Below are 21,187 nucleotides of genomic sequence, written 5' to 3'. Positions count from 1 at the left end.
TAACTCACGCAAAGTCGGCCCCAAAATGCCATATAAACTGATGGCTAAATTTGCCGACCGGCAGCACAATTGACGTCGACTCCCCGCCGACGTCGCCCCTAAGGACTACCATGAGAAAAATTGTTGCTTTGATGGCCGCATGCATCTTGGCCGTATCTCTTGCAGCTTGCGATGGCGCCAACAAGAAGATCAACGCCCCAGTCGAGTCTTCCGAGGTGAGCAGCAGCAACTACCAGGACATGGTGTCTCAGTTCAAGGGGGCAGGGTTCACCAACGTCTCGACACGAGAGATTGACGACCTGATCCTCGGATGGCTCACAGAGGACGGCCAGGTCGAGGAGGTGTCCATCGGCGGCAAAACATCCTTCTCCACGAGCGACACCTTCGCCGTGGACGCTCCGGTGGTTGTCAGCTACCACACCTTCCCCAAAAAGGGGAAGGAAACTACCCAATCAACACCCACTCCCGACCAACCGCCCAGCTCCCCGGCACCTCAGAGCCCCGAGCCTTCGCAGGAGCCGGAGTCCTCTCCGTCTCCCACGGCAAGCAACGAGAACATCACGGTCGAGAACAACGAGGAGTTCCGGGCTCTGATTGAGAGCCCACAACCCGATAACGCCACCGTCGAGCAGTTCGTATCAAAATACAAGGGACACACTGTCGAGTTCGACGGAAACGTAGCCAACGTGGCTTCCCACAACGGATACAAGAATCGGTTCGATTTCCTCATCTACGCTGGCGACTACAGCACCACATCCGTTTACGGCCCGAGCTTCCAGTTTGCAAACTGCGCATATTATAACCTTAACCTCACCGGCGACAATATCCCAAACAGTATCAGCGCCGGCCAGAACTTGCACATTGTCGCCAAGATCATCGACTTCAACAGTACCCAGCAACTACTTCATCTGGAACCAATCGCCACGTCGGCGCGATAGTTTTCATCCAGTCAGAATAAGACGGTGTCGCCAGACTCAGTTCACCCGGCTGCCCACACCTTCGGTCATCGGCACGCCTTGCCTATCAAGTCGGTATCGGGTGTCATCGGTGACGATGGTCAGCAGTGTGGGACGCCTGGGTGGGTTGAGGCGGATGACGACGCGGTTGCTCTGGGTGAGATCGAGGAACTTGGTGACGTAGTTGACCGCGTTGGCCCGCGTGCGGTCGTCGATGACGGTGTTGTCACCAGAGTCGTCCAGGAGGATGACTTCGGTGCCCCGTCTCCGGGCAGCATGAGCACTTGTCACGATGCTGGTGTCTGTGAAGAACGGGGCACGGATCTCGTCACGCAGCTCGGCCTCGAGCAGGTAGGCCTGGTTGCATAGCTCTGGCGTTGGTGCTGTGCCGTCGGCGATCCGGGTCAGGAGGGGTGTGACGCGCTGGCGGACGGATGCCATGCGGCTGGTCATGATGCGGTCGGCTTCCTCGTGGGCGCGCTGCTGCGCCTGGAGCCAGGCGGTTTCTCGCTGGGTGGCGGCGATCTGCGTGGTGGCTCGAGTGGACAGGTGGGCGACGCCGTGCCAGCTGGCGAGGGTGAAGTAGTGGCCGAGCATGTAGGTGAAGATCATGAACAGTGGCCGCCCGGTGGAGATGACCCAGTAGGCGGTGGCCAGCGTCGTGGCTGCGCTGCCCGCCCAGGCATACACGGGGCGTCCCCGCATCAGCAGGCCGCAGCTCAGGTCGTTACCAGCGCCGGTGCACCAGGACGCGTAGCCGGGCCAGCCGGTGGTGACGATCTGTGGGAGCACGAGAAAGTTGACCGCACCGACGACGATGACGGTCGATCGCGCTACCCAGCGCGGAAGCAGGGCATCCGGCCATGTTTTGAGCAGGAGGATGGTAGGGAGCAGCAGTGCGATGAAGCTCAGCGCGGCTGGAGGCCAGTGCCAGTAGCTGTGCACAGCGCATTCGTAGGCGACCAGGATGACATGAACAAGGATGAGCCCAGCGGCGAAGGCACGGGCACCGGCAGACTCCATAGAGGCAGACAGCGACCGCTCCCAACTGGCCGCCTCGCTCTGGGCGGTGGCATCGCACTCCGGTGGCTGTCGATCAGCCGATTCCAAGAGAGGTCGCCATCGCAAGGTGATGCAGGCGCCTTCCCCCGGTGCTGAGTTAATGGTCGCGTGGCAGCCGGCATCTTGCATGCGGGTGACGATTGAGCCAGACACGCCGTGCCTGCCGCGCCCCGCCACAGCAGGGTCGAAGCCGCATCCATTGTCATTCATCTCAACCGTGACGCCGGAGGTGTCGCTGGTAAGAGTCATCGTGCGCATCACCGGAGCACCTTCGTCACCAGCGTGGCGCAGTGAGTTACGCACGGCCTCCAGCGTGGCCTCGGTGATGGCCTTCGCTACCCCAGGTGGTATTTCATGCTCCCGGGCGAGAAGGACGTCGGTGCGGATATCGCCAGCCATCACACCAACGCATCCGGCAACGTCGTTCAGCAGCGTCCTGGCAGTAACCGGGCTGGTCACTGTTGTCTCTATGCTGAGTGAGTCGAGTGCCTGGCGAGCGCTACCGCGGAGAGCGGACCGGTCGGGCAGGCCGTTGGCGACGGCGATCAAGGCTGAGAGGATGTGATCGTGGATGAAGCTGTTGGCCTCATGCTGGGCTCGGGTGCTGGCCTGCCGGGCAGCCAGCTCCACGGCCTGGGCACGCTGCCGAGTACTGCTGGCGTCCGAGGTCTCCGCCAATCGTAAAAGCCAGGTCAGTGCACCAATGGTGGCCAGGTTAGTTGCCGTATCGAGCATGACGTCTTCTACCGAGACGAATTGCAGCTCACCGATCGCCGTGGCATTGACCATGACTAGCAGCGGCGCCAGCGCCACCACAAACGTGAAGCGCCACCGACGCGTCAGCACCACAGCAGCTGCCGCGGCAATGACGAAGTACCATCCCAGCATCGGGTGCATCCGCGCGAGCGCGTCGCCCGGCGCTGCAATCGGCAGGATCCGCATAGCAGCGAGGACACAAGCGACGGCAACATAGACACCGAGAAGCGCTGCGAGCAGGCTAGCGAGCAACTGATCGGCTCTGCGCAGCAGGTCTCGCCGAGCCCTCCCACGGCGGCGAATATAGATCGTGCCCGTCGCCACGCTGGCTATCACCACCGCCAGCACCACTATCGGCGCCAGGAGTATGGCGGCGGCAATCGGCTTCACTCCCTCGGTCAAGTAGACCGTTGGGCCCGACAGAATGCCAATCTCCAGGACGCCAAGGCCGGCGAACAAGGCCACCAGACGGCGCACATGCAACCGGTACTCACCTGGGGAGCTAACTCGCTCAGCGTCTCTGCCCGGGCGGTCAGCCATAGTAGCTCACCAGCCCGTCCTCGGCCGCCCTGCGAAAGAGATCGACACGGGTGTCAGCCGGGCGCCCAGCGGCGCGGTATTTGTCCCGGATACGCGCCACGTAGGTGTTGACGGTGTTCTTCGAGAGGTTCAGGATCCGGGCCACCGTCTCAGACTTCTCTCCCTCTGCATAGTGCGCCAGGAGGTCAGCCTCAATCGGCGCCAGGTAGTCGACGACAAAGTCCTCGTCGGCATCTAGCGCCGCTGCCCAGTCCAGGCCCGCGCTCGGCTTGCCATCCAGCGCGTCCTGGATCGCCAGCACCAGGTCGCTGGACGGCCCGGACTTGCGCACGATCGCAAGCACTCCCCCGGCAATCGCCTCACGCACCAGAATCGGGCTCTCCGCCGATGTATAGGCAATGACAGGCAGGCCGCGCTGCTCGATCTCACGCAGGTTCTGCGTTGGCGTCGAGTCATCCTCCAGTCGCAGATCCAGCACCACCAACGCCCGCCCATCGGGCCACTCCGCATCACGCAGACTGGCGTACCAGCGCACCGACCATGGCAGCCCGGCATCCTCAAATACCAGTCGACAGCCCTTGGCAATGATGTCGTGATCATCAACCACAATGATCGAGCACGCCTGATCCACAACACTCTCCCTACCGCTGCAAATGAACTCAGCAGGCGTCCACCGCACACGTCCGGCCAACACCCGCAGACAGATTAGTTACGGAGCAGCGCCACCAACACCTCCATTGCGACTATCAGATAGTTCTCGAGAATCTTTCAGCAGGCAAGTGGAGCGATCTTTCCCAGCAATCACAACAAGAATCGTATGTGAAGCGACATTTCAGTTGACGCCTCAATACCGATGCGGCGACTCAGCATCGCCCACCCACCCCTCAATCAACCACATAGTGAGACGCGACATTGACGCACTACCTCTCAGTCAGTGGCATCGATTCGGCAATAACTATGGGGCTGCCGTGAATTGCCACAACATGAGCCCACCACTCTTGTGCTCATTTACCAACACGGTCTGTTCGTTCGGTATCGCACGCGCGATACCACACATCAGCACCTCTTGGTAAGTCTTACTTCTTAGTCTCAACACTCATACTGGTCGATTACGCCACGGTCTCACTAATCTCAGTTCCGCCAAGCGAGTGCAAATCAGACGCAGCACCAGCGCCTGTGCGCAGCACCAGCGCCTGTGCGCAGCGATGCGTCCGCGACTCGCTTCGCTTTCCTCTCCGAATCCCGAATCGTTGAGTTAGGAACTTTTGAGATGGCACATGAGCAGACGAGTGTCGTGGTTGACTACTACGAAGAGTTCGCACTTCACAGAGAAGATCCAACCCAAAAACTTCTTAAGGATCTCAAAAGAGTTCAACGTCAATGGCGAACACTTGGATTACAAAGCGGGCGCAGCAGCAAAGAGGCAAACGAAAAGCTCAAGCTCATAGAAGAAGCACTTCAAATATTTCAAAGCGACGAATCGAGACACGCCTACGACGAGTCCCTGAAGCAGCGACCGAAAGCCGTTGAATCCGACAAAAAAATCAACTGGATCGATGAGTCGTGGAAGTATTACTTCGTTAAAGACAACGGCCCGGCTAAGATTGCAGCCACGAAAGCCCGCAGCGCAGAAAAAGACAATCCAAATAGCTACGTCGTGTCAGCCTGGGTAGAACTTGCCGAGGCATGGGGAAGCGACACAGAGAAGCGACAAACGTACCGAAAGGCCAAGGAGTTCGCCGACGAAGCGTACGTCCTCGACCTACAAAAAGAGTACGTCGCCGACGTCAACTTCGCTCGCGGCGTCTGCTTCCGGGCAATCGAACAGCATGCCAATGCAATAGAGTGTTTTCTTCGCGCTCTCCAAGAAGCCAACCCATTTACGTTTTGTGATATAGCATGGAGAGCGTCACACTCATACACAACACTCAAGCAGTACGACAAAGCCATCAACATCTGCCTAATCTCACTGAAGGTAGGTGCCGAAATTGATGAAGAATTCTTTTACAAAGTATACCTAGCATGCTATTTGGCGTTAGAGTTAAAATGTCTACACTTCCACTACAGTGTCGACAAAATCACTAGAGCTTACGAAAAAGGCAACCTCAAGGAAAGTGCCGTTGTCAACTCTTTGAACGACTTCCGCAGCATGCGCGACCATATCGCTAATCAGAATATTCCGCCACACATGGTGTCGAAACTATCAACTTTCGTCGAGGCCCACATCAGCCGTCTCGAGCTCATCGAAAAACGTATCGCTGCAATCAAGAACGCCCCGAGCGACGAGCTAGCTGATACTGACGATCTGAAGCCTGGCGAACCACCTAACGTCGGCATCTTACTAGGGTCTCTCATTATCGCAGTACTCATTGGCGTCGCCGCTTCTTCATCCGGGGATATGAACCTTTATATAGGACTCATATTCCCATTGATCGGGGCGCTGGCGTACTTCACGATCTTACAGAATCATGATCAGGATACGAGCAAATACGAGAAGGCCTGTCGTGAGGCTCGTGCTGAGCAGAAGCGAGCTCGGGCTGCTCAGGGGCGCGCGCGTTCACTTGGTGCCGTCGAGATCAAGGCACTCGAGAACCAACTACACGAGATGATGACAGTTGATGAATCCAATTGACCTGAATTGAGGAATCATTACCATGGATACACGTGTAGCCGATCAGTTACGACTCCACAGTGGCCACCTGGACTTTATCGGTCGTAGTCACATATGGATCGATGATTATGACCAGGCCGATTCAGTGCGCTTTGCCCAGTTCGCACTCGCCAATGCACTGGCCCACACGGCGCCAGGGCAGTTGGAAGTGCTCGTCTTTGACGATGCGCTTAGGGGAATCGCAGCACCATTTCAGGACGTCAACAGTGGCGGGGAGAAGATCCTGCGCCACATCAACGACGTTCAGGAGCTGAACGAGACCATCAAGTACCTGCACGAGCATGTGCGCTCAGTGCTCAACGTCATTCAGGGTCGCACAGACAGCCTGTTGGACTTCCGCCAACAGCTCTCACCCAAGGTGGAAGGCTTCAAGTTGGTCGTCCTCTCGACGATCTACGACCTACTGAGTGACGAGATCAAGGACAAGCTCACCGTCCTGCTCAAGGCTGGCCCGGCTGCTGGCGTCACTTTTCTCATCCACTCCATGAAGCTCAAGGTCAACGAGGAGATTCTCAACCTGACGCAGCTGTGCGATGTTGACGAGCGTACGATCTACGGCGATGACGGGGCAGTGCGAGGGCAGTTCGACCCGCAAAGTGCCGATGACCTCATCTCAGTTAGCCGACACGTCGCCTCGGCGGTTGCCAATGCGCAGGTGGAGCCAGTGGCCTTCAGTGAGGTACAGCCGCTGGACGCCCCCTGGTCGCAGTCCAGTCGGGATGGCGTCAGCTTCGCGGTCGGCACCTATGGGATGTCCACTATCGAGGTCACGCTTGGCGACGAGCTCAACCAGCGTCACAACGCCCTGATCACCGGCGCGGTTGGGCAGGGCAAGTCCAACCTCATCTCGGTGGTGGTGCACTCCCTGTGCCAGCGCTACTCCCCCAGCGAGGTCGAGTTCTACATGCTTGACTTCAAGGAAGGCGTCACCCTCCAGGCCTTCGCCCCAGACCCGAGCACTGGCTCGTTTCTGCCGCATGCTCGCGTGCTGGGGCTGGACGCCGACAGAGAGTACGGCGTCAACGTCCTGCGGCATCTCTTCGCCATCTACCGCCAGCGCATGGCCACCTTCAAGGCCGCTGGCGTTCAGAACATCCGCCAGTACCGCCTGGCTGATCCCGAGGCCGTCATGCCCCGCATCGTGGTGGTCATCGACGAGTTCCAGATGCTCTTTGCCGACCAAGATACCGTCGCCACGACCGCTAGTGATCTCCTCGTCAAAGGTGCCCGGTTGTTCCGCGCTTGCGGCATCCACTTCATCCTGGCCTCCCAGACCATTGGCAGTGGCGGCATGCTCGGGGGCACCACTGGTCAGGCACTGTTCGCTCAGATCCCGGTGCGTCTGGCCCTGAAGAACTCCTTGGCGGAGTCCCACGCTACGCTCGGTCTCAAGAATGATGCTGCCAGCCACATCAGGTCTCGAGAAGCCATTGTCAACCTCGACTACGGCGAGCTGTCGTCTAACCGCAAGACCACCATCGCCTACGCCGATGACGCCATCCTGGCCGAGCTGCGCACCGCCTGGTGGCAGCAGGCCCAAGGCACCGTCACCCCACCAGAGGTTTTCGAAGGCGAACACCGCCTCAGCCTGCACGACGACGAACGCTTCCTGACGAATCTGCAGAGCAGGCACGCCATGCTCGGCCGCCGTATCACCGTCGGCGTCGCGCCACTGGCAGCGGATTTCTCCACCGACGTCGGCCGCAACCTGGCCCTATTCGGCACCGGCCCAGGCCACACCATCTTGCTCAACGCTGCGCTCTCCCTCCTGCACAGCACGCCGTCCGCCGAGATCATCGTCCTCGATCTTATCGGCGACTGGCCGTCACCTGCTCGCGACGCTATGCGCACTGACTTCGAGCAAGAACTCACCAAGCTTGGCAGCATCTACCGCCTTGTCGGCAAGCACCAGGCAGACGCACTCATCGACGAACTGGTCGAGCGAGCCGCATTCACAGCCGACGACGCCAGTGCGCCACCGGTCTATGTCATCGGCTTTGGTCTGGAGCGTTTGCGCAGCGACACCACCAAGATCAAGACGCTCTTCGCCAATGGCCCGCTGGCCGGCATCCACCTCCTGGGCTGGTGGAACAAGTACGCCTCCTTCAAAGCCATGGTCGGGCTCGGCGGCGACAACAACTTCGACATCCGCATTGCCATGCACCTCGACCATTCCTCAGCCCGCGAGGCCTTCAAGCAGCCCATCCTGCGCTGGACGCCGCAGGACAACCGTGCCCTCGTCTGGGACAGCGCCACCATGAGCAACCCACAGCTCGTCATCCCCTACAGCCGCATCAGCTGACGGAACGCATCGCTCCACCAGGCTCAATATCTCCCTCTCTCAACCGCCGCGTCGAAAGGTACCCACACTTATGTCTCTCGCCGATGTCCTCGCCACCGTCGAGTCCATTAAGCAGCAGATCGAAGACCAGCTCTCGCAGATCGCCAGCTTCAAGACCAAGACCGAGGACTCCATCACTCTCGTCACGTCTGAGCTGGAAGGCGACAACGCTGGCCACGAGCAGCGCATGCTCGCTGCTCTCAGCCAGGCACTCGACAGCCTCGGCGGTGCCGAAAGTGCGCTCAACGAATCCGCAGACGGCTGCCAGCAAGTCATCAACCTCTAAGACACGAAACAGGAGCACCGCTATGCCCGCCCTCGCCAACGTCGTCGCTGCTGCCCAGCAGATCGGCAACAACGCCACCCAGCTCAGCACCGGTACTAGCGCCACCGCCCAGTCCTTGTCTCAGAAGGCAGATGAGCTGCAGTCCGTCACTGCACCCTCCCAAACGGGCGAGAGCGCCGCCCAGCAAGTTCGCACTGCCAGCCAAGCTCTCGAGAGCTGCGCCGCCGCCATGAGCCAGCTCAGCTCCGCCGTCGACGACTTCATCCAGCACGCTCAGCAGTAGCCCCTCATGCCAGAAACCATTAGCGAAGAGGCAAAGCAGGAGCTCCTCCAAAAGCTACAGGACGCACTTGGCTTGGTAGCAGACGCCGATACCAGCGCCCACGACGTAGCTGCAATTACCCACAGCGCCGCCGACGGCCATCAACTTACCGAGGTGATGCTGCAGCAAATGACGACAGCAAGAGGTTACCTGAAGGCATGCGCCGATCAGATCGAGTACGCAGTAAATAGTATCGAGGCTATTCCGCTTGACCCACCACCGGACGATTAACACCAAGGACTATAGGCAATGTCGCACAACTTTCAGGAAGTGATTGACGAACTCCATCGAGGCCGAGAACTACTCACTTCAACCAGTGGCACACAAGGAAGCATCGACCGACTTAGTGCAGTTATCAGTGATGTCTGCAGTCGAGTGTCCACATACTGCAGCGACTCCGCTCAGGAGGCTGCGAACAATCTTGCAACAGCGCAAGGTTTTATAACCAGCATCGCCAGTGGCTGCATCATAGAGTACAACAATGCCAATGAAGAGCTGATTTCGAGACTTTATGGACAAGCCGCTTCCAACACATCTCGTGGTACACAGATTGACACAACCACATCGCTACGAAAAACCGCAACATCAGCACCTTTACCAGCATGTACGCACAAAAAACCAAACCAAGATCATCAAAAAGACAATAAACTCACCACAAAAGACAGAGAGGAAACTGGCAGCAGTTTAGCCAAAGCAATTTCGCTTCTAACCCAAAAACAATACCGATACATGTTCAGCGACCCAAGAGGAGACGCCTTCAACGATAGCACATCTAGCGAAGACCTAGAAAAAATCAATAGACTTAAAATAATTGTACGATACCTTACCGAGCACGATTCCTCTTCCACTGATTGGTTGATTCGAATAATAGAAGGAAGAATTTTTAACCTTGAAAATGTTCGCAGATACCAACTAAACGAAATTCACGTGACACAAGCGGGAGCGCGCGTAGGAAGCGACGGCACCGCTTTTCCAAAACAATCCAAATACAACCGCGTTGACTCGATCAGCATAAACTACGAGCAAGTTGTCGAACGAAAGCATAGCCAGATCAGAGAGATTTCATTTTCGACTTGGAAGCAATATGTCGATCAGCTCGCAAATAAATACACCCCCGGGGACAAGCGCATTGTCATCGCCGATACCCCTTCCAATCGGGAAAAATTTGAATCCGTTGGCCTTGACCCAGACGAACTAATTGGAAAGTCGCTCAAGGGAATAATGATACTGGAAATACCTGAGCAAGACGATCCACCACCACCAGAATATTTAGCATACGCAGCAAAGAAGCACGTAACGATATGGGATACGCGGCACGACGAATGGAAACTGTCAGATGACGGAAAAAATTCCATCAAGAACAGAAACTCAGTATTGAAGATTGGCCGAATGGCAAGTACACTAGGAATGGCGTTAATTAACGAAAGGAAACGTAAATGAATTGGAAATTCTGCGAAGACTTTAATGTCAAGCTTCAGAACGCAATGCCAATATCGAAGCTATTTGAGACGGAGAATTATGAGCCATATTGGCTCAGTGAAGACGAAGCCAAAAAGTTCTACAAGATGCCGCTCAAAGATATCACTATTGTCGCACCAGACGAAGAGAAAGCGGGCGTAAAGTACGCGCCGTACTATATTAATGTTGATTCGGGAGAGAATCCCTCTTTTACAGTACGCCGCTTCCTGTTTCTTGATATGCCCCTAGAAACGCTCTGGTGGAACAACGTGGGCGACGGCCGCCTATTTTGTGCACTAATGCAATTCTACGATTATGGCGACACTCTCGGTAACGGCCAATGGCTTCCACAAAAGCCAATGGAAGTCATGATTACGAACCATCAAGATGGTAGTGGTGAGTTTATGTTCATCGACGTAAACAACCCAACAAAACGCATCCGCCATGAATTCAGCGGCATGGACGTATCTGACCTGTATATGGACGTACCAGAATGGGGAGAATGGCAGACACTGATTAAAGACTTTAAAGATCGAAGCGCTCACACGGCGAAGTCTTGACCAGTTACGTTGGCGAACGTCTTGGACTCGTGTCATTCATATCAGAGTCTATCTTGCTACGCCTAAAATAAGCCTCGACTTATTCTCATTTCCATAAGACAGTAATTGATTGACTCCTCCTAGTCGGAGGGTATCCCAACAGACATCCGAATGGAGAGTTACGGGCGCATGCGTAAATCACTACTAGAAACTAACTGCGACTACTACCAAGCATTCGGCTTCAAACGGAAAGAATCGACAAACCAACTACGCCAAGATGTTGAGCGCGTTCGGCGTCAATGGCGACAGCGAGCTTTTCTCAGTGGAGAAAAAGGTGCTGAGGCAAGCGAGAAACTCCGCCTCCTGGCAGACGCCGCTCTCGTCTTCCAAAACGATGCATCGCGTGAGGCGTACGACCAAGCACTTCTGTCGCAACCAGTCGAGGATAGCGCGCCCATCGACTGGATCGCCGAGGCACGGAAGTACTACTTCGTCGACGATGACGACGCCGCCCGAGCCGCAGCGAGCAAGGCCAGAGCAGTACACGGCAATGATCCGCAAAGCTACGTCATCTCAGCTTGGATCGAGCTTCGTGAGGGCTCACGAGCGAATGGCAAGAAAGAGCAGCGCAATCACTACAAACGCGCACGAGATCACGCCAGCAATGCCTACATCCTCGACACTCGCGAAGAGAATGTAGCTGACGTGAACTACGTCCGTGGTGAAGCATTCCGACTGCTCGGCAAACACAAGAAGGCGGTGGAGAACTATGAGCGCGCCTTTGAAGCCATCGAAGCTGACGTTCCTTCCGACATGGCGTGGCGGGCCGCCTACTCGTACGTCGGCATCGACAACTGCGATACAGCCATCGAGCTTTGCTTAGAAGCACTCCGTCATAACGACGACTTGGATGCTGAGACGATGGAGTATGTTCAATATGCGTATTACTGCGCTATTGAGCACGCGTGCTTCCCGTTTGCCAATGAGGTGGACGAACGCGACTACATTAAAGATGTGTATGAGTATCAAGAGTATCGCCCTTTTGAGGATAATTCCACTGCACCCTTGCAGGAGTTCCGGAAGGAACTATCTCGCCTCGATTCAAAAGAAATACCTGAGAAACGCTCTGGCAACGTTCGCGCATTCCTCCAACTCAATATTCAGAGACTGGAGTTCATGCAAAAACGTGTTGACATGCTCAACGCAGTGCCAAAGATAGACGACAAAGACCGCGAACTACCGAAGGCAAAAACGGAACCAAATCCCATCATTCTTGTTATCGCGGTAGTTCTGACAGTAGCGTCCATATTCGCCAGCTACGCTACGCCAAGCGATCTCAGGGACGGCAGCGAGCCTCCCATCATGATCCTGATAATCTCCAGCCTGGTTGTCATCTACATGATCCGCCTAATCCTCTATCTCCAGAGCAAGGATGAGCGGAAACAGGCTGAAGTGCAATTGGAAGAAAAGATAAAGCAAACTGATGAGGCTCACAAATATGCGGATAACTATGGCCTTGGTCAGGTCAAGGCTATAACGGAGAAGCTGCGGAGGATGAAGCAGTAGGCTCGATTTTAAAGTAATGACCCAATATAATGTGCGAAAGAGACTTTCGCTTGCGAGTACTTGATCATTCCAATCAACAGGTCAACAGTGGGTATATTGTCGGTTTGCCGTAGCGGAGCCAGAATTAATTCATTCCAAGCATTCGCCCAAGCCACGTCGCTAAAGTTCCACCAGCAACAGCAATAGCCGTATCAGTTGTTGCGCTTCGTACTGGTGGATTCGAGTGTCTATCGTAGTCCAGCAGTTCTGCTATACCCCATTCTGGAGCCTCGCTACCACGCTCCAGATCGACGCTAATGCGGTATACCACTTCGTTCAACGAAAGTGTCTTTACCCCATGCCAACGATCTGATAGCGGACCGAATGCAATAGAATTCCAGTCGATAGATGGTTCGCCGCTATCGTCGTATGTGGCCCGAACCACCATGATGGTTGGTCGCCCATCGTAGATGAATCGTCCTTGACTCATCGTCTCCACTTGCTTGCACATGCGGTCAAAGTCTTTGGCATTAAAGTACCAGTTAGATAGGAAGCCGTGCCCAACTGGCATACATCCAGGCAGAAATATACTTTCATTAGTTAGCGATGTCTGAAAATAACCAGGGAAGAATAGATCCCATCGACTACCTGATCGTAGATTCAATACCTCGCCATTATGTTCGAGCAACTCAAGTGCATCTGCTGGCTGAGTAATAAAGGCGAGCGCAACGATGGTTTCCCACCTTGGGCCATGTAGCGACGTTGCGTCATCGTTGAGTCGATGGCGCTCCCGGAGTCGTCCCATTACTGACCAATTGCGACAGTACGATGGCAATCTATCGCGAGTCTTTACACTCTGTTCACTCCAGGAACTAATATCCCAATATTGTGCTGGACGCATGTCTACAGTATAGAGATAGTTGTCATCGCCTTTCAATGTCATTTCTCCGCACCCCTCGTCAGGCCCGCGAGGATCCATCAGTCTCGAAAAGTTGACCCTCAAACTATCCAATCATAAATTACAAGACCCAGCAGTGTACTTCAAAGCAGCAACCTCTTTTGGTGGCATAAAGAAACCACCACAATACTTTGACATTGATAATGGTTCTTTAGCAATGCGGCTCTAGTTGCCTTGTTCGATCACGCGGTAAGATACGTTGAGGCGGCGCCACCGATGGCTACGCTACAGCGCTACAGGGTCTTACCTGGAGGTAACTAGTATGTTTAATTTGATCGTTGGGTCTCGCGGAGGAGTAATCGCAAAAGAGCGCTTCCTCGAATCGACGTCACAAGAGGTTCGTAGCACTTTGGGCGAAGACCTGCATTGCGAACTTATGAAGCTTCCAGCACTTGTCCTGCCTGAGGTGGGCGACAGTACCGCTGAGCAAATTGCGCGTGTAGGACACATTACTAGTTTGAACGAAGCTGATGCGAGTATTGAATTCAAGTTCGAAGAAGATACAGGTGTTCCGCCGATTGGAACGGGAGTTATTGAACAACTCTCTCGCGAACTGGGCGCGAGTTTAGATCAGTGGGGTTGGCATCGGACACGCTGGTCGGTCAAGGATGTCGATTTGTATGAAGTGCTTCTCAAGCACGTGTATTTAGCAGCCACAACGAGTGACTCTGAAGGTTCCGGTGCGATTAGTTTTCCAACTACTGAGGCTCGGGATTCATCGCTCGTGGCGGTGATGATGCCGTTCGACACAGAATATGACGCGGTTTACGACGCCATCAAGAAAGCCGTCTCCGATGCGGGCCTATATTGCCAACGTGTTGACGACATATGGGATAGTGACCACATTATGGCCGATGTAGCGTCGTTGCTGTGGCGCGCGGAAGTTATCGTGGCCGACCTAACCGGACGCAACCCCAACGTCTTTTATGAAGTTGGGTTGGCGCACGCGCTTCCCCGTAAAACCGTCATGTTGACGCAAGATTCTAGCGATGTCCCGTTTGACCTACGATCAATTCGCTACCTGAGGTACGACATGGACGATGTTATATACCATGATGGTTTTGATCTGAAACGCGATCTCAAGAAGCGACTTCAGCGGCTGACGAGTAAGTGATGCTCAACAGCGCTTCAGCGCGGCACGGAAAGCTGTGACAGTAGCGCCTACTAGGAGCGAGGCTCCCTCCTCATCCACCACAACCCCGCTCTCCCAACCCCTTTGACCCTGCACTACTTCTGCAGGAGCGTCAGAGCCTCCACTCCAATCTGCTCGGCCATCTTCTCCAGGCTCTTGAGCGTCAGGTTGCGTTCGCCGCGCTCTACTCCCCCCATGTAGGTGCGGTGGACACCAAGTTGGTCTGCGAAGGCTTCTTGGCTCAGGCCTCTCTCCAGCCGGTAGGCACGCAGGTTCCTGCCCACCGTCTTCTGGAGATCACCAACAGCCACATCTCTCAGCCTGGCTACCTGCTACTTGAAGGTCTACAGACTGATGAGTAGCATCAAGGTCGCGATACAACCGAGCGGTGGGGAGGTGAGAGCGATGAGCGGTGGCGACTGACTGCGATCCATCAGGCTGCCTCACGGTGCTTGGCGTCGTGAGGCAGCTCTGCTTCGAGCGTCCAAGTCACTGCAAAGCCAGCCTTGGCCAGCAGCCAGCCAGGCATGTCGAGCGATACGACGCGGCTGCTGACAGCCTTCGGCGAACGATGCACCCGGGCTACCTGCGTCGCCGCAACCGTGTCGGTGATCATCATCTCGGCGATCGCGGTATCGGTGTAGTCAACACGGAGTGAGAGCCCACGCGCAGGCCGGGGCAACTCCACGAAGAGACGGTGGCCCCACGATGGGGTGACGACACGGAGTAGCTGGCGGATCCGCACCGGCTTACCGCTCTGCGCTGCGTCGTCCAGCTGGACACGGTAGGTCTGGCCAGTCGCCTGGACGGTGCGGCGGATCGGCTGTGGCCGGCCATCGATGGTTAACTCGAGCAACTCGTAGGACTCCTGGCGGCGTGCGTCCATGCCAGGGCGTGGTGCCATGAACCAGGTGGAGGTAGCGGGGATGTCGCCGCGCAGTGCGTTGTACGCCGCCCGATCGGATACGCAGGCGAAGCGGCGCTCATTTCCACTGGGCACAGTGGTGTACTCCCACTCCACCGTGACGTCCAGCAGAGGAGTACCTGCGGTACTCCTCTCTACTGCAGTAGAGAGCCGAACGCGCGCCTCGACGTCGTACCACCGCTCGGCGGCGCGGATGGCTTGGTCGCGGATGTCGGCATAGATCTCGCGGGCGAACTGCTCGTCGCCCAGGCGCTGCGCCATGATGGCCGCCGCTGCGTCGTCGAGCCGTTCGGGTGTAGTCAGGCGAGCCAGCTCTGAGGGGTGGCGGGCAAGGCCCTCGCACAGGACGCTCCACAGCTTGGCCGGCGACAGGTCGATGATGGCCTGCTGGGTGCGCTGGATGGCGACGTCCTCTTGGTCGCGCCGGTAGGAGTAGTCCAGGACTGTGGAGACCAAACCAGCCCCAAGCAGTGGGCCACCGACCTCATCCAGCGGCAGATGATGCAGCCAGCTCCAGTCGCCCAGGCTCAGTGTCGCCAACCAGGCGTTGAGCATGATGAGCAGAATACCGATCAAGGTGAAGGAGACGGCCAGCAACGCTGCTTTGGTCTTGAGCAGCCGACGATACAGCGGTAGTACATCTTTGCTGGCCATGAATAGATATAGTATAGCAAAATGCAGCTACAAAGGGCAAACACGGACAGCATTACCTGAGCATGGCAAATGGTGCGCAGATAAGTCGACTAGTAGGGCGAGACGCCGCAGACAATCCGTCCGCAAAGGGTATCGACAGAGGGAGCTCACACACGGCGGCTCCCTGCATTTGCGCAGATCAGAACCGCTTTTATACATGACAGAAATAAGCATCCCGACGTTGTTTGCACGCCCACTTTGTGTTTGTCTCTAACGTCAGTTGCGCTCAACTTCACTATCCATCACCCGGCCAATCGCCCGCTTCAGCCGCTGCGCCGTCTCGGGGCTGACGTCCAGCCCGTGGTGTCCATCGCCGAGGTAGAGCCACTCGTCCGCTTCACCGGCGTACTGGTAGCGCACCAGGTAGAGCTCGGCCGTTGCCGCTTGCCGCACAGGCACATCGTCCGCGTCGTGCTCGCGCTGTGGGACAACGCCTGCTACAGGGAGATGAGCACTCTCGTGGACGACGCCATCAAGCTCATCGCTCGCCACATCATGGTTGACGGCGCACCACGCAGGGCAGCGCTCCGCTTCACCTGCTGGCTGCTCAGATCGCACGCTGCCACCTCTCCCCCAGACTCTGTCCGCTTGCACAACCGCAGCCAACCGCAGTACGAGGTACGAAGGCCAGACCAGCGGCAGCAGCCAACGGAGAACAGCGATGGTGGGACGAGAAGTAGAAAGCAGGGAGCAGCTGGCCGCCACCGACCATCCACTCCCCCCCGCGTCCATCTCCCTACGCTCCAGTGATGCGCGCCAGCACCAGCATGTCCACATACTGGCCACCAACCAGGTACCGCTGCGTCAGCCGGCCTTCTTCGACGAAGCCGAGGCTGCAGAAGAGGCCGAGCGAAGCGGCGTTACCCGCCAGGATCCATGCCTCCAGGCGATGCAGCCCCAAGTGGCCAACCGCCCAGTCAATGACAGCCTGGCTACCCGGCGCACCATAGCCCTGGCCCCGATCGCTCGGCCGCCAGATGCAGATGCCCACCTGGGCAACGCGGTTGCGCCAGTCGATGGCATGGATCGAGGCCTCACCGACCAGCCGGCCATCGCTTTCCGCTAGGACGAAGCTGTAGGCCGTAGCCGGCTGCGGGCCCGCTGTATCGGCGATCTTGCGGCGCAGCTCCGCACTGCTCCTCGGCCGCCAGTACGGCGCGCCATACCGCGCCAGCTCCTCCCAGTCCGCGCACGCCTCGAGAATGGTGGGGATGTGTGCCTCGGACAGCGCCTGGAGGGTGATGGCCATGGTGTTCCTCCCCTCTGCTACCGCACATCGTCTGCCGCCCGTTCCACTTGATGCTACTCATCAGTCTGTAGACCTTCAAGTAGCAGGTAGCCAGTCTGAGAGATGTGGCTGTTGGTGATCTCCAGAAGACGGTGGGCAGGAACCTGCGTGCCTACCGGCTGGAGAGAGGCCTGAGCCAAGAAGCCTTCGCAGACCAACTTGGCGTCCACCGCACCTACATGGGCGGGGTGGAGCGCGGCGAACGCAACCTCACCCTCAAGAGCCTGGAGAAGATGGCGGAGCAGATTGGGGTGGAGGCGAGGGAGCTGCTGGAGGTGGAAGCACCCACGAGCGCACCCGGCAAATCTTAAGTTGATTCTATACGCCACAGCTTATAATAGGTCTATATCGCCCAACTACTTCGACGAAGTTGTCGAAGGCTCATAGTAGGCTCTGCCATAGCGCCATGCGACAAAGCAGGCGCTCATTTTAATCGAAGACTCTATTTAGGAAGACACGATGAGTCAGCCCACTAACGATATGATGGCAGTGAACTTGCCGCATGAACCACGCGAATACATGTGCACCTGGCATCTCCCAAAAGCTGTGCAGGATACCAACGAGGATCAGCTTGTCGATGTGCTAGGGACGATTAACCTTACCAGACGCCACCACCCAACAGCCTCATTTCAGGGGACTCTCCCCTGTGCGTCGAACAGTGGGCAAGCGACATTCCCTCAAACCACCGACTTTAATTGCCTAACTGGCACTCTATCGTCCGGGATTCATGTTGCACTACTAAACGGTCAGATGAGTTACTGGTTTCACAACGGCGGCGAGGCAAATGGAGCTTTTGCAGTACTATCCACCAGACCTTTTAAGCACGATAGTTACCGAAAATATCAGAGCATAGAACTACAGATCGATGGCCTGGAAACGATAGTTGACGTAGCTCCAACCACTATAGAATTCACGAAACGCACAGACGAGCACGATGAATCATACAAAATAAGCATACCAACACGAAACTCTTTGGATTGGAACAATCAGGAGGCGCAAATACGCCTCGGCTATGCTGGCCGCCTCCGCCCAGACAGGTTCAACTTCCGCACTTCATTTGCGCCCTATCTACGGATCGATATCGAAGAACCAATCAGCCTCGTCGACTGGTGGCTTCAGTGGATTATTCCATTGTGCGACCTTCTCGAAGTAATCAACGGCAAGCCGCTCGACATTATGTATCTGCTCGCTTTCGAAGACAAGGATGCGGTTGACCCAAAACGGCGCGCAGACCAAGTCTTCCGTTACGATATTTTGCAAGACTGCATCAAAATTGATGAGAACAAATTCAACTGCACTCACGCTGTCATCAACTTGAAGCAAGACAACGTCAATCTCCTTGAGCTCTTAATCAAGCGCCGTGAACTTGAAGCATCGCGACACCCGCTCATAGAAACATACCGGAGTAACGCAGTATCTGACGACCAGCATCCACGTTCACGCTACCTTCTCTTGATCCAGGCCATAGAAGGACTATACGGCTACGAACACAAGGAAGAGTATCAACAGCGGTGTGAACAATATACGGAGAAGCGAAACGCACTCTTAGAGAAAGTCAAACCTACTGTCAGCAAAGAAGACTTCAGATTCTTGAAGAAGAAGTTCCCTCGCAGACCTTTCAGTGGGCTAAGAGATGCGCTTAACACAACCTTCCAAGGGCTTCCCAAATCTGTTCAGGACCAGATAGATGGTAGTGAGATTGTTGCCCAAGTTCGCAACGAGCCTGGAAGCAAAAGAATGTCCTCGGCAGATGCTTTGACGAATGTACGCAATAATCTCTCCCACGGTTCATCACTATACGACCCTAACGACCTGGAGGAGATCTGTAGTCTCCTCGATAAAATCGTCAGAGCAAAGATACTTCGACTGCTTGATATTTCTGAAGCCGCACAACAGCGAATGCTCGAATCATGATTCGGCTGGGAGTTCTAGAAATATATCATTGAATGTTATACAATAATAAATGCTGCACCTTCCCGGAAACGAGAGGTCATGAAGATTCAAAGCACTAAGAACATTTTATTGTCAATACTTGCTATATTCCTACTGCTCGCAACATTCTTTGTTTTGCTAATCAGCATGAATGTCAGTGTCGGCAGGGCCGCATTTGGCAGTATAGTCTGTTGTTTTGTAGTAATTTTCACATTCTATCAGTCCGCTAAGAAATACTAGTGTCGACAGGGAAGGTGCAGCAACTTTCCTCACAAACAGAAGAAGATGCATCATTTCTGATTTATTTTCGATATCTTGTCTACGTTCCGAGCAATCCCTCTGCTATTGGCCGCAACGGCCGCAGACCCAATGAGAAGAAATATCATGATGCCAATATACCAACTTGTATTTTGGGTCTCATACAAACTGTAGTGCCACCATTTAATTTTTTCGTATATTAGCATCAAAGAGAATGTAAGTGCATACACAGCGACCAGAGAGTACTTATTGCGTGCTATGTTGGTGGCAAACAGTGGGTATGCGACTATGATCTGCGAATATGCGCTCTGGAATGGCCCGCCAGAATATATCGCAAACCAGCACGATATTGCAATCGACGCAACCACCATCGCAAATACTCTGACCGCTACACCTATCTTAACTTTATGATATTGAGAATGCAGTTCGACAGTGGGTGGCGGCCATTGCGATACGTTGCTTTCCGCTCCATTTCCTGTCACTACGCTGAATTTCGAACCTGCCAGTTGCGGAAGTCTCTCTAAGCGAAACGACGCCCAGGTGAGAAGATACGTCACAACGAGCGCATAGAATTGCCACTCCGACGGTATGCGATTTCTTTCTTGAGTGACATACAGAAAGAATACGTATAACGTAGAGGTAACTACAGTAAATGTGAATACCAAACCTACTTGGGTTACTGGATGTACGACTGGGTGCCAGATTGCATCGTCCTTGTCTATTCCCGGATCCTCTTCCGAGTAGACGCTCCCAACTATCGATATAATTTTGTCGTAAATACTGTAACGAGCCTTGTTCATGCCCGAACCAACCTCAAGCAGCGCGCAACATAATCCGCTCCAGTGGCGTACACAATAGCGGCGGTGCACACAGTCAGCGCCTGAGACACGGATCCCGTCATGACGTAGGCGCACTCCCAGACGAGGATGGCAATACCGTATGACATATGCCAGTAGGCCCCGATGATGATGACGCGGTACTTGGCTAGCAGGTAGGAGGAGAAGCCACCCTGTAGCAGGTCACGCAGGAGCAGCACGCTCCAGGCAGCCCATCCCCCGCCGTAGTACAGGCAGGTCAGGAGGATGACCGTGTGGATGGAGACGCGGTCGAGCAGTACGTCGCCCAGCCGGCGTGAGGCAGTGTCTTCACCTACCTTGCGGGCAGCCACACCATCGAAGTAGTCCAGCAGCGCGAAGGCCACGAACGACGTACAGGCCATGAGCTGCCAGCCCATGTTCAAAGCAGCAATGCCGAAGAGAATGATGGGGATGCGGACGAGCGTGACGGAGAGTGCCGCCATGCGCGCCAGCTGACTTGGCGCAACTTGCTCGGGCGCAATAGTGCTGGCGTATAGGCCCTGGCTGGGCCTGCGCAAGCTGGCCACACTGAAGCGATTGTCGAGAGATGCGAAGATGGCAGACATGATGATCCAATCTCTAGAACTGCTGTGACGACGTCGTGACATGCAGCAACATCGTGCAAAGCGCGGGCGGAAGTGTCTAGCCCCATAACCAATAGGCAACAC

The 21,187-nt window shown here is 55.6% G+C and carries 20 protein-coding genes; 12 read left to right on the top strand and 8 right to left on the bottom strand.

Annotated elements, in window-relative coordinates; all coding sequences use genetic code 11:
• Positions 1–110: 110 nt before the first annotated feature.
• Complete coding sequence (locus FK256_RS08700; protein ID WP_141424490.1) at positions 111–938, top strand: DUF4839 domain-containing protein; 828 nt, start codon at positions 111–113, stop codon at positions 936–938.
• A gap of 36 nt (positions 939–974) precedes the next feature.
• Here the strand turns inward: FK256_RS08700 and FK256_RS08695 are convergent, their stop codons facing one another.
• A complete protein-coding gene (locus FK256_RS08695; RefSeq protein ID WP_150387389.1) occupies positions 975–3,239 on the bottom strand; it encodes an ATP-binding protein in 2,265 nt (754 codons plus the stop codon).
• Positions 3,240–3,306: 67 nt separating this feature from the next.
• Positions 3,307–3,945, bottom strand: coding sequence for a LuxR C-terminal-related transcriptional regulator (locus FK256_RS08690; protein WP_170197937.1), 639 nt, complete (start codon positions 3,943–3,945; stop codon positions 3,307–3,309).
• A 639-nt stretch (positions 3,946–4,584) separates the two neighbouring features.
• Between FK256_RS08690 and FK256_RS08685 the strand changes: the two genes are divergently transcribed.
• The 8 genes from FK256_RS08685 to FK256_RS08650 all read left to right on the top strand — a co-directional run bounded on the left by FK256_RS08685 (position 4,585) and on the right by FK256_RS08650 (position 12,497).
• Positions 4,585–5,946 (top strand): hypothetical protein, encoded by a 1,362-nt coding sequence (locus FK256_RS08685; RefSeq protein WP_141424488.1) that lies wholly within the window; start codon positions 4,585–4,587, stop codon positions 5,944–5,946.
• Positions 5,947–6,070: 124 nt separating this feature from the next.
• Positions 6,071–8,287: an FtsK/SpoIIIE domain-containing protein gene (locus FK256_RS08680; RefSeq protein WP_244936298.1), complete on the top strand. Its 2,217-nt coding sequence runs from the start codon at positions 6,071–6,073 to the stop codon at positions 8,285–8,287.
• Positions 8,288–8,357: 70 nt separating this feature from the next.
• Entirely contained in the window at positions 8,358–8,612 is a 255-nt protein-coding gene (locus tag FK256_RS08675; RefSeq protein WP_141424486.1) for a hypothetical protein, read from the top strand.
• Between the two features lie 22 nt (positions 8,613–8,634).
• A complete protein-coding gene (locus FK256_RS08670) occupies positions 8,635–8,895 on the top strand; it encodes a hypothetical protein (RefSeq protein WP_141424485.1) in 261 nt (86 codons plus the stop codon).
• Positions 8,896–8,901: 6 nt separating this feature from the next.
• Positions 8,902–9,165, top strand: a complete 264-nt coding sequence (locus FK256_RS08665) for a hypothetical protein (RefSeq protein WP_141424484.1) — start codon at positions 8,902–8,904, stop codon at positions 9,163–9,165.
• 18 nt (positions 9,166–9,183) lie between these two features.
• Positions 9,184–10,374, top strand: coding sequence for a hypothetical protein (locus FK256_RS08660; RefSeq protein ID WP_141424483.1), 1,191 nt, complete (start codon positions 9,184–9,186; stop codon positions 10,372–10,374).
• Complete coding sequence (locus FK256_RS08655) at positions 10,371–10,952, top strand: hypothetical protein (protein ID WP_141424482.1); 582 nt, start codon at positions 10,371–10,373, stop codon at positions 10,950–10,952. Before FK256_RS08660 ends, FK256_RS08655 begins: the two co-directional genes overlap by 4 nt.
• 168 nt (positions 10,953–11,120) lie before the next feature.
• Entirely contained in the window at positions 11,121–12,497 is a 1,377-nt protein-coding gene (locus FK256_RS08650) for a hypothetical protein (RefSeq protein ID WP_141424481.1), read from the top strand.
• 124 nt (positions 12,498–12,621) lie between these two features.
• Here the strand turns inward: FK256_RS08650 and FK256_RS08645 are convergent, their stop codons facing one another.
• Positions 12,622–13,419: a hypothetical protein gene (locus FK256_RS08645; protein ID WP_141424480.1), complete on the bottom strand. Its 798-nt coding sequence runs from the start codon at positions 13,417–13,419 to the stop codon at positions 12,622–12,624.
• Positions 13,420–13,696: 277 nt separating this feature from the next.
• Here FK256_RS08645 and FK256_RS08640 point away from each other — a divergent pair, with 277 nt between their 5' ends.
• Entirely contained in the window at positions 13,697–14,548 is an 852-nt protein-coding gene (locus FK256_RS08640) for a hypothetical protein (RefSeq protein WP_141424479.1), read from the top strand.
• Between the two features lie 113 nt (positions 14,549–14,661).
• Here FK256_RS08640 and FK256_RS08635 read toward each other — a convergent pair whose 3' ends face one another.
• The 4 genes from FK256_RS08635 to FK256_RS08620 all read right to left on the bottom strand — a co-directional run bounded on the left by FK256_RS08635 (position 14,662) and on the right by FK256_RS08620 (position 17,433).
• Entirely contained in the window at positions 14,662–14,877 is a 216-nt protein-coding gene (locus FK256_RS08635) for a helix-turn-helix domain-containing protein (RefSeq protein ID WP_101558070.1), read from the bottom strand.
• A gap of 122 nt (positions 14,878–14,999) precedes the next feature.
• Complete coding sequence (locus FK256_RS08630) at positions 15,000–16,145, bottom strand: hypothetical protein (protein ID WP_170197936.1); 1,146 nt, start codon at positions 16,143–16,145, stop codon at positions 15,000–15,002.
• 255 nt (positions 16,146–16,400) lie between these two features.
• Positions 16,401–16,742, bottom strand: a complete 342-nt coding sequence (locus tag FK256_RS08625) for a hypothetical protein (protein ID WP_141424478.1) — start codon at positions 16,740–16,742, stop codon at positions 16,401–16,403.
• 178 nt (positions 16,743–16,920) lie between these two features.
• Complete coding sequence (locus FK256_RS08620; RefSeq protein ID WP_141424477.1) at positions 16,921–17,433, bottom strand: GNAT family N-acetyltransferase; 513 nt, start codon at positions 17,431–17,433, stop codon at positions 16,921–16,923.
• 104 nt (positions 17,434–17,537) lie between these two features.
• On the opposite strand from FK256_RS08620, the gene FK256_RS08615 reads away from it, so the two are divergent.
• Both FK256_RS08615 and FK256_RS08610 read left to right on the top strand, forming a co-directional pair.
• Positions 17,538–17,783 (top strand): helix-turn-helix domain-containing protein, encoded by a 246-nt coding sequence (locus FK256_RS08615; protein ID WP_141424476.1) that lies wholly within the window; start codon positions 17,538–17,540, stop codon positions 17,781–17,783.
• A gap of 148 nt (positions 17,784–17,931) precedes the next feature.
• Entirely contained in the window at positions 17,932–19,386 is a 1,455-nt protein-coding gene (locus tag FK256_RS08610) for an ApeA N-terminal domain 1-containing protein (RefSeq protein WP_141424475.1), read from the top strand.
• A 1,072-nt stretch (positions 19,387–20,458) separates the two neighbouring features.
• Here FK256_RS08610 and FK256_RS08605 read toward each other — a convergent pair.
• Positions 20,459–20,962: a CDP-alcohol phosphatidyltransferase family protein gene (locus FK256_RS08605; RefSeq protein WP_141424474.1), complete on the bottom strand. Its 504-nt coding sequence runs from the start codon at positions 20,960–20,962 to the stop codon at positions 20,459–20,461.
• Positions 20,963–21,187 lie beyond the last annotated feature (225 nt).

This window comes from Actinomyces johnsonii (genome assembly GCF_006546835.1).
GTDB classification, from domain to species: Bacteria; Actinomycetota; Actinomycetes; order Actinomycetales; family Actinomycetaceae; genus Actinomyces; species Actinomyces johnsonii.
This window is presented reverse-complemented; position numbering and strand designations above follow the sequence as displayed.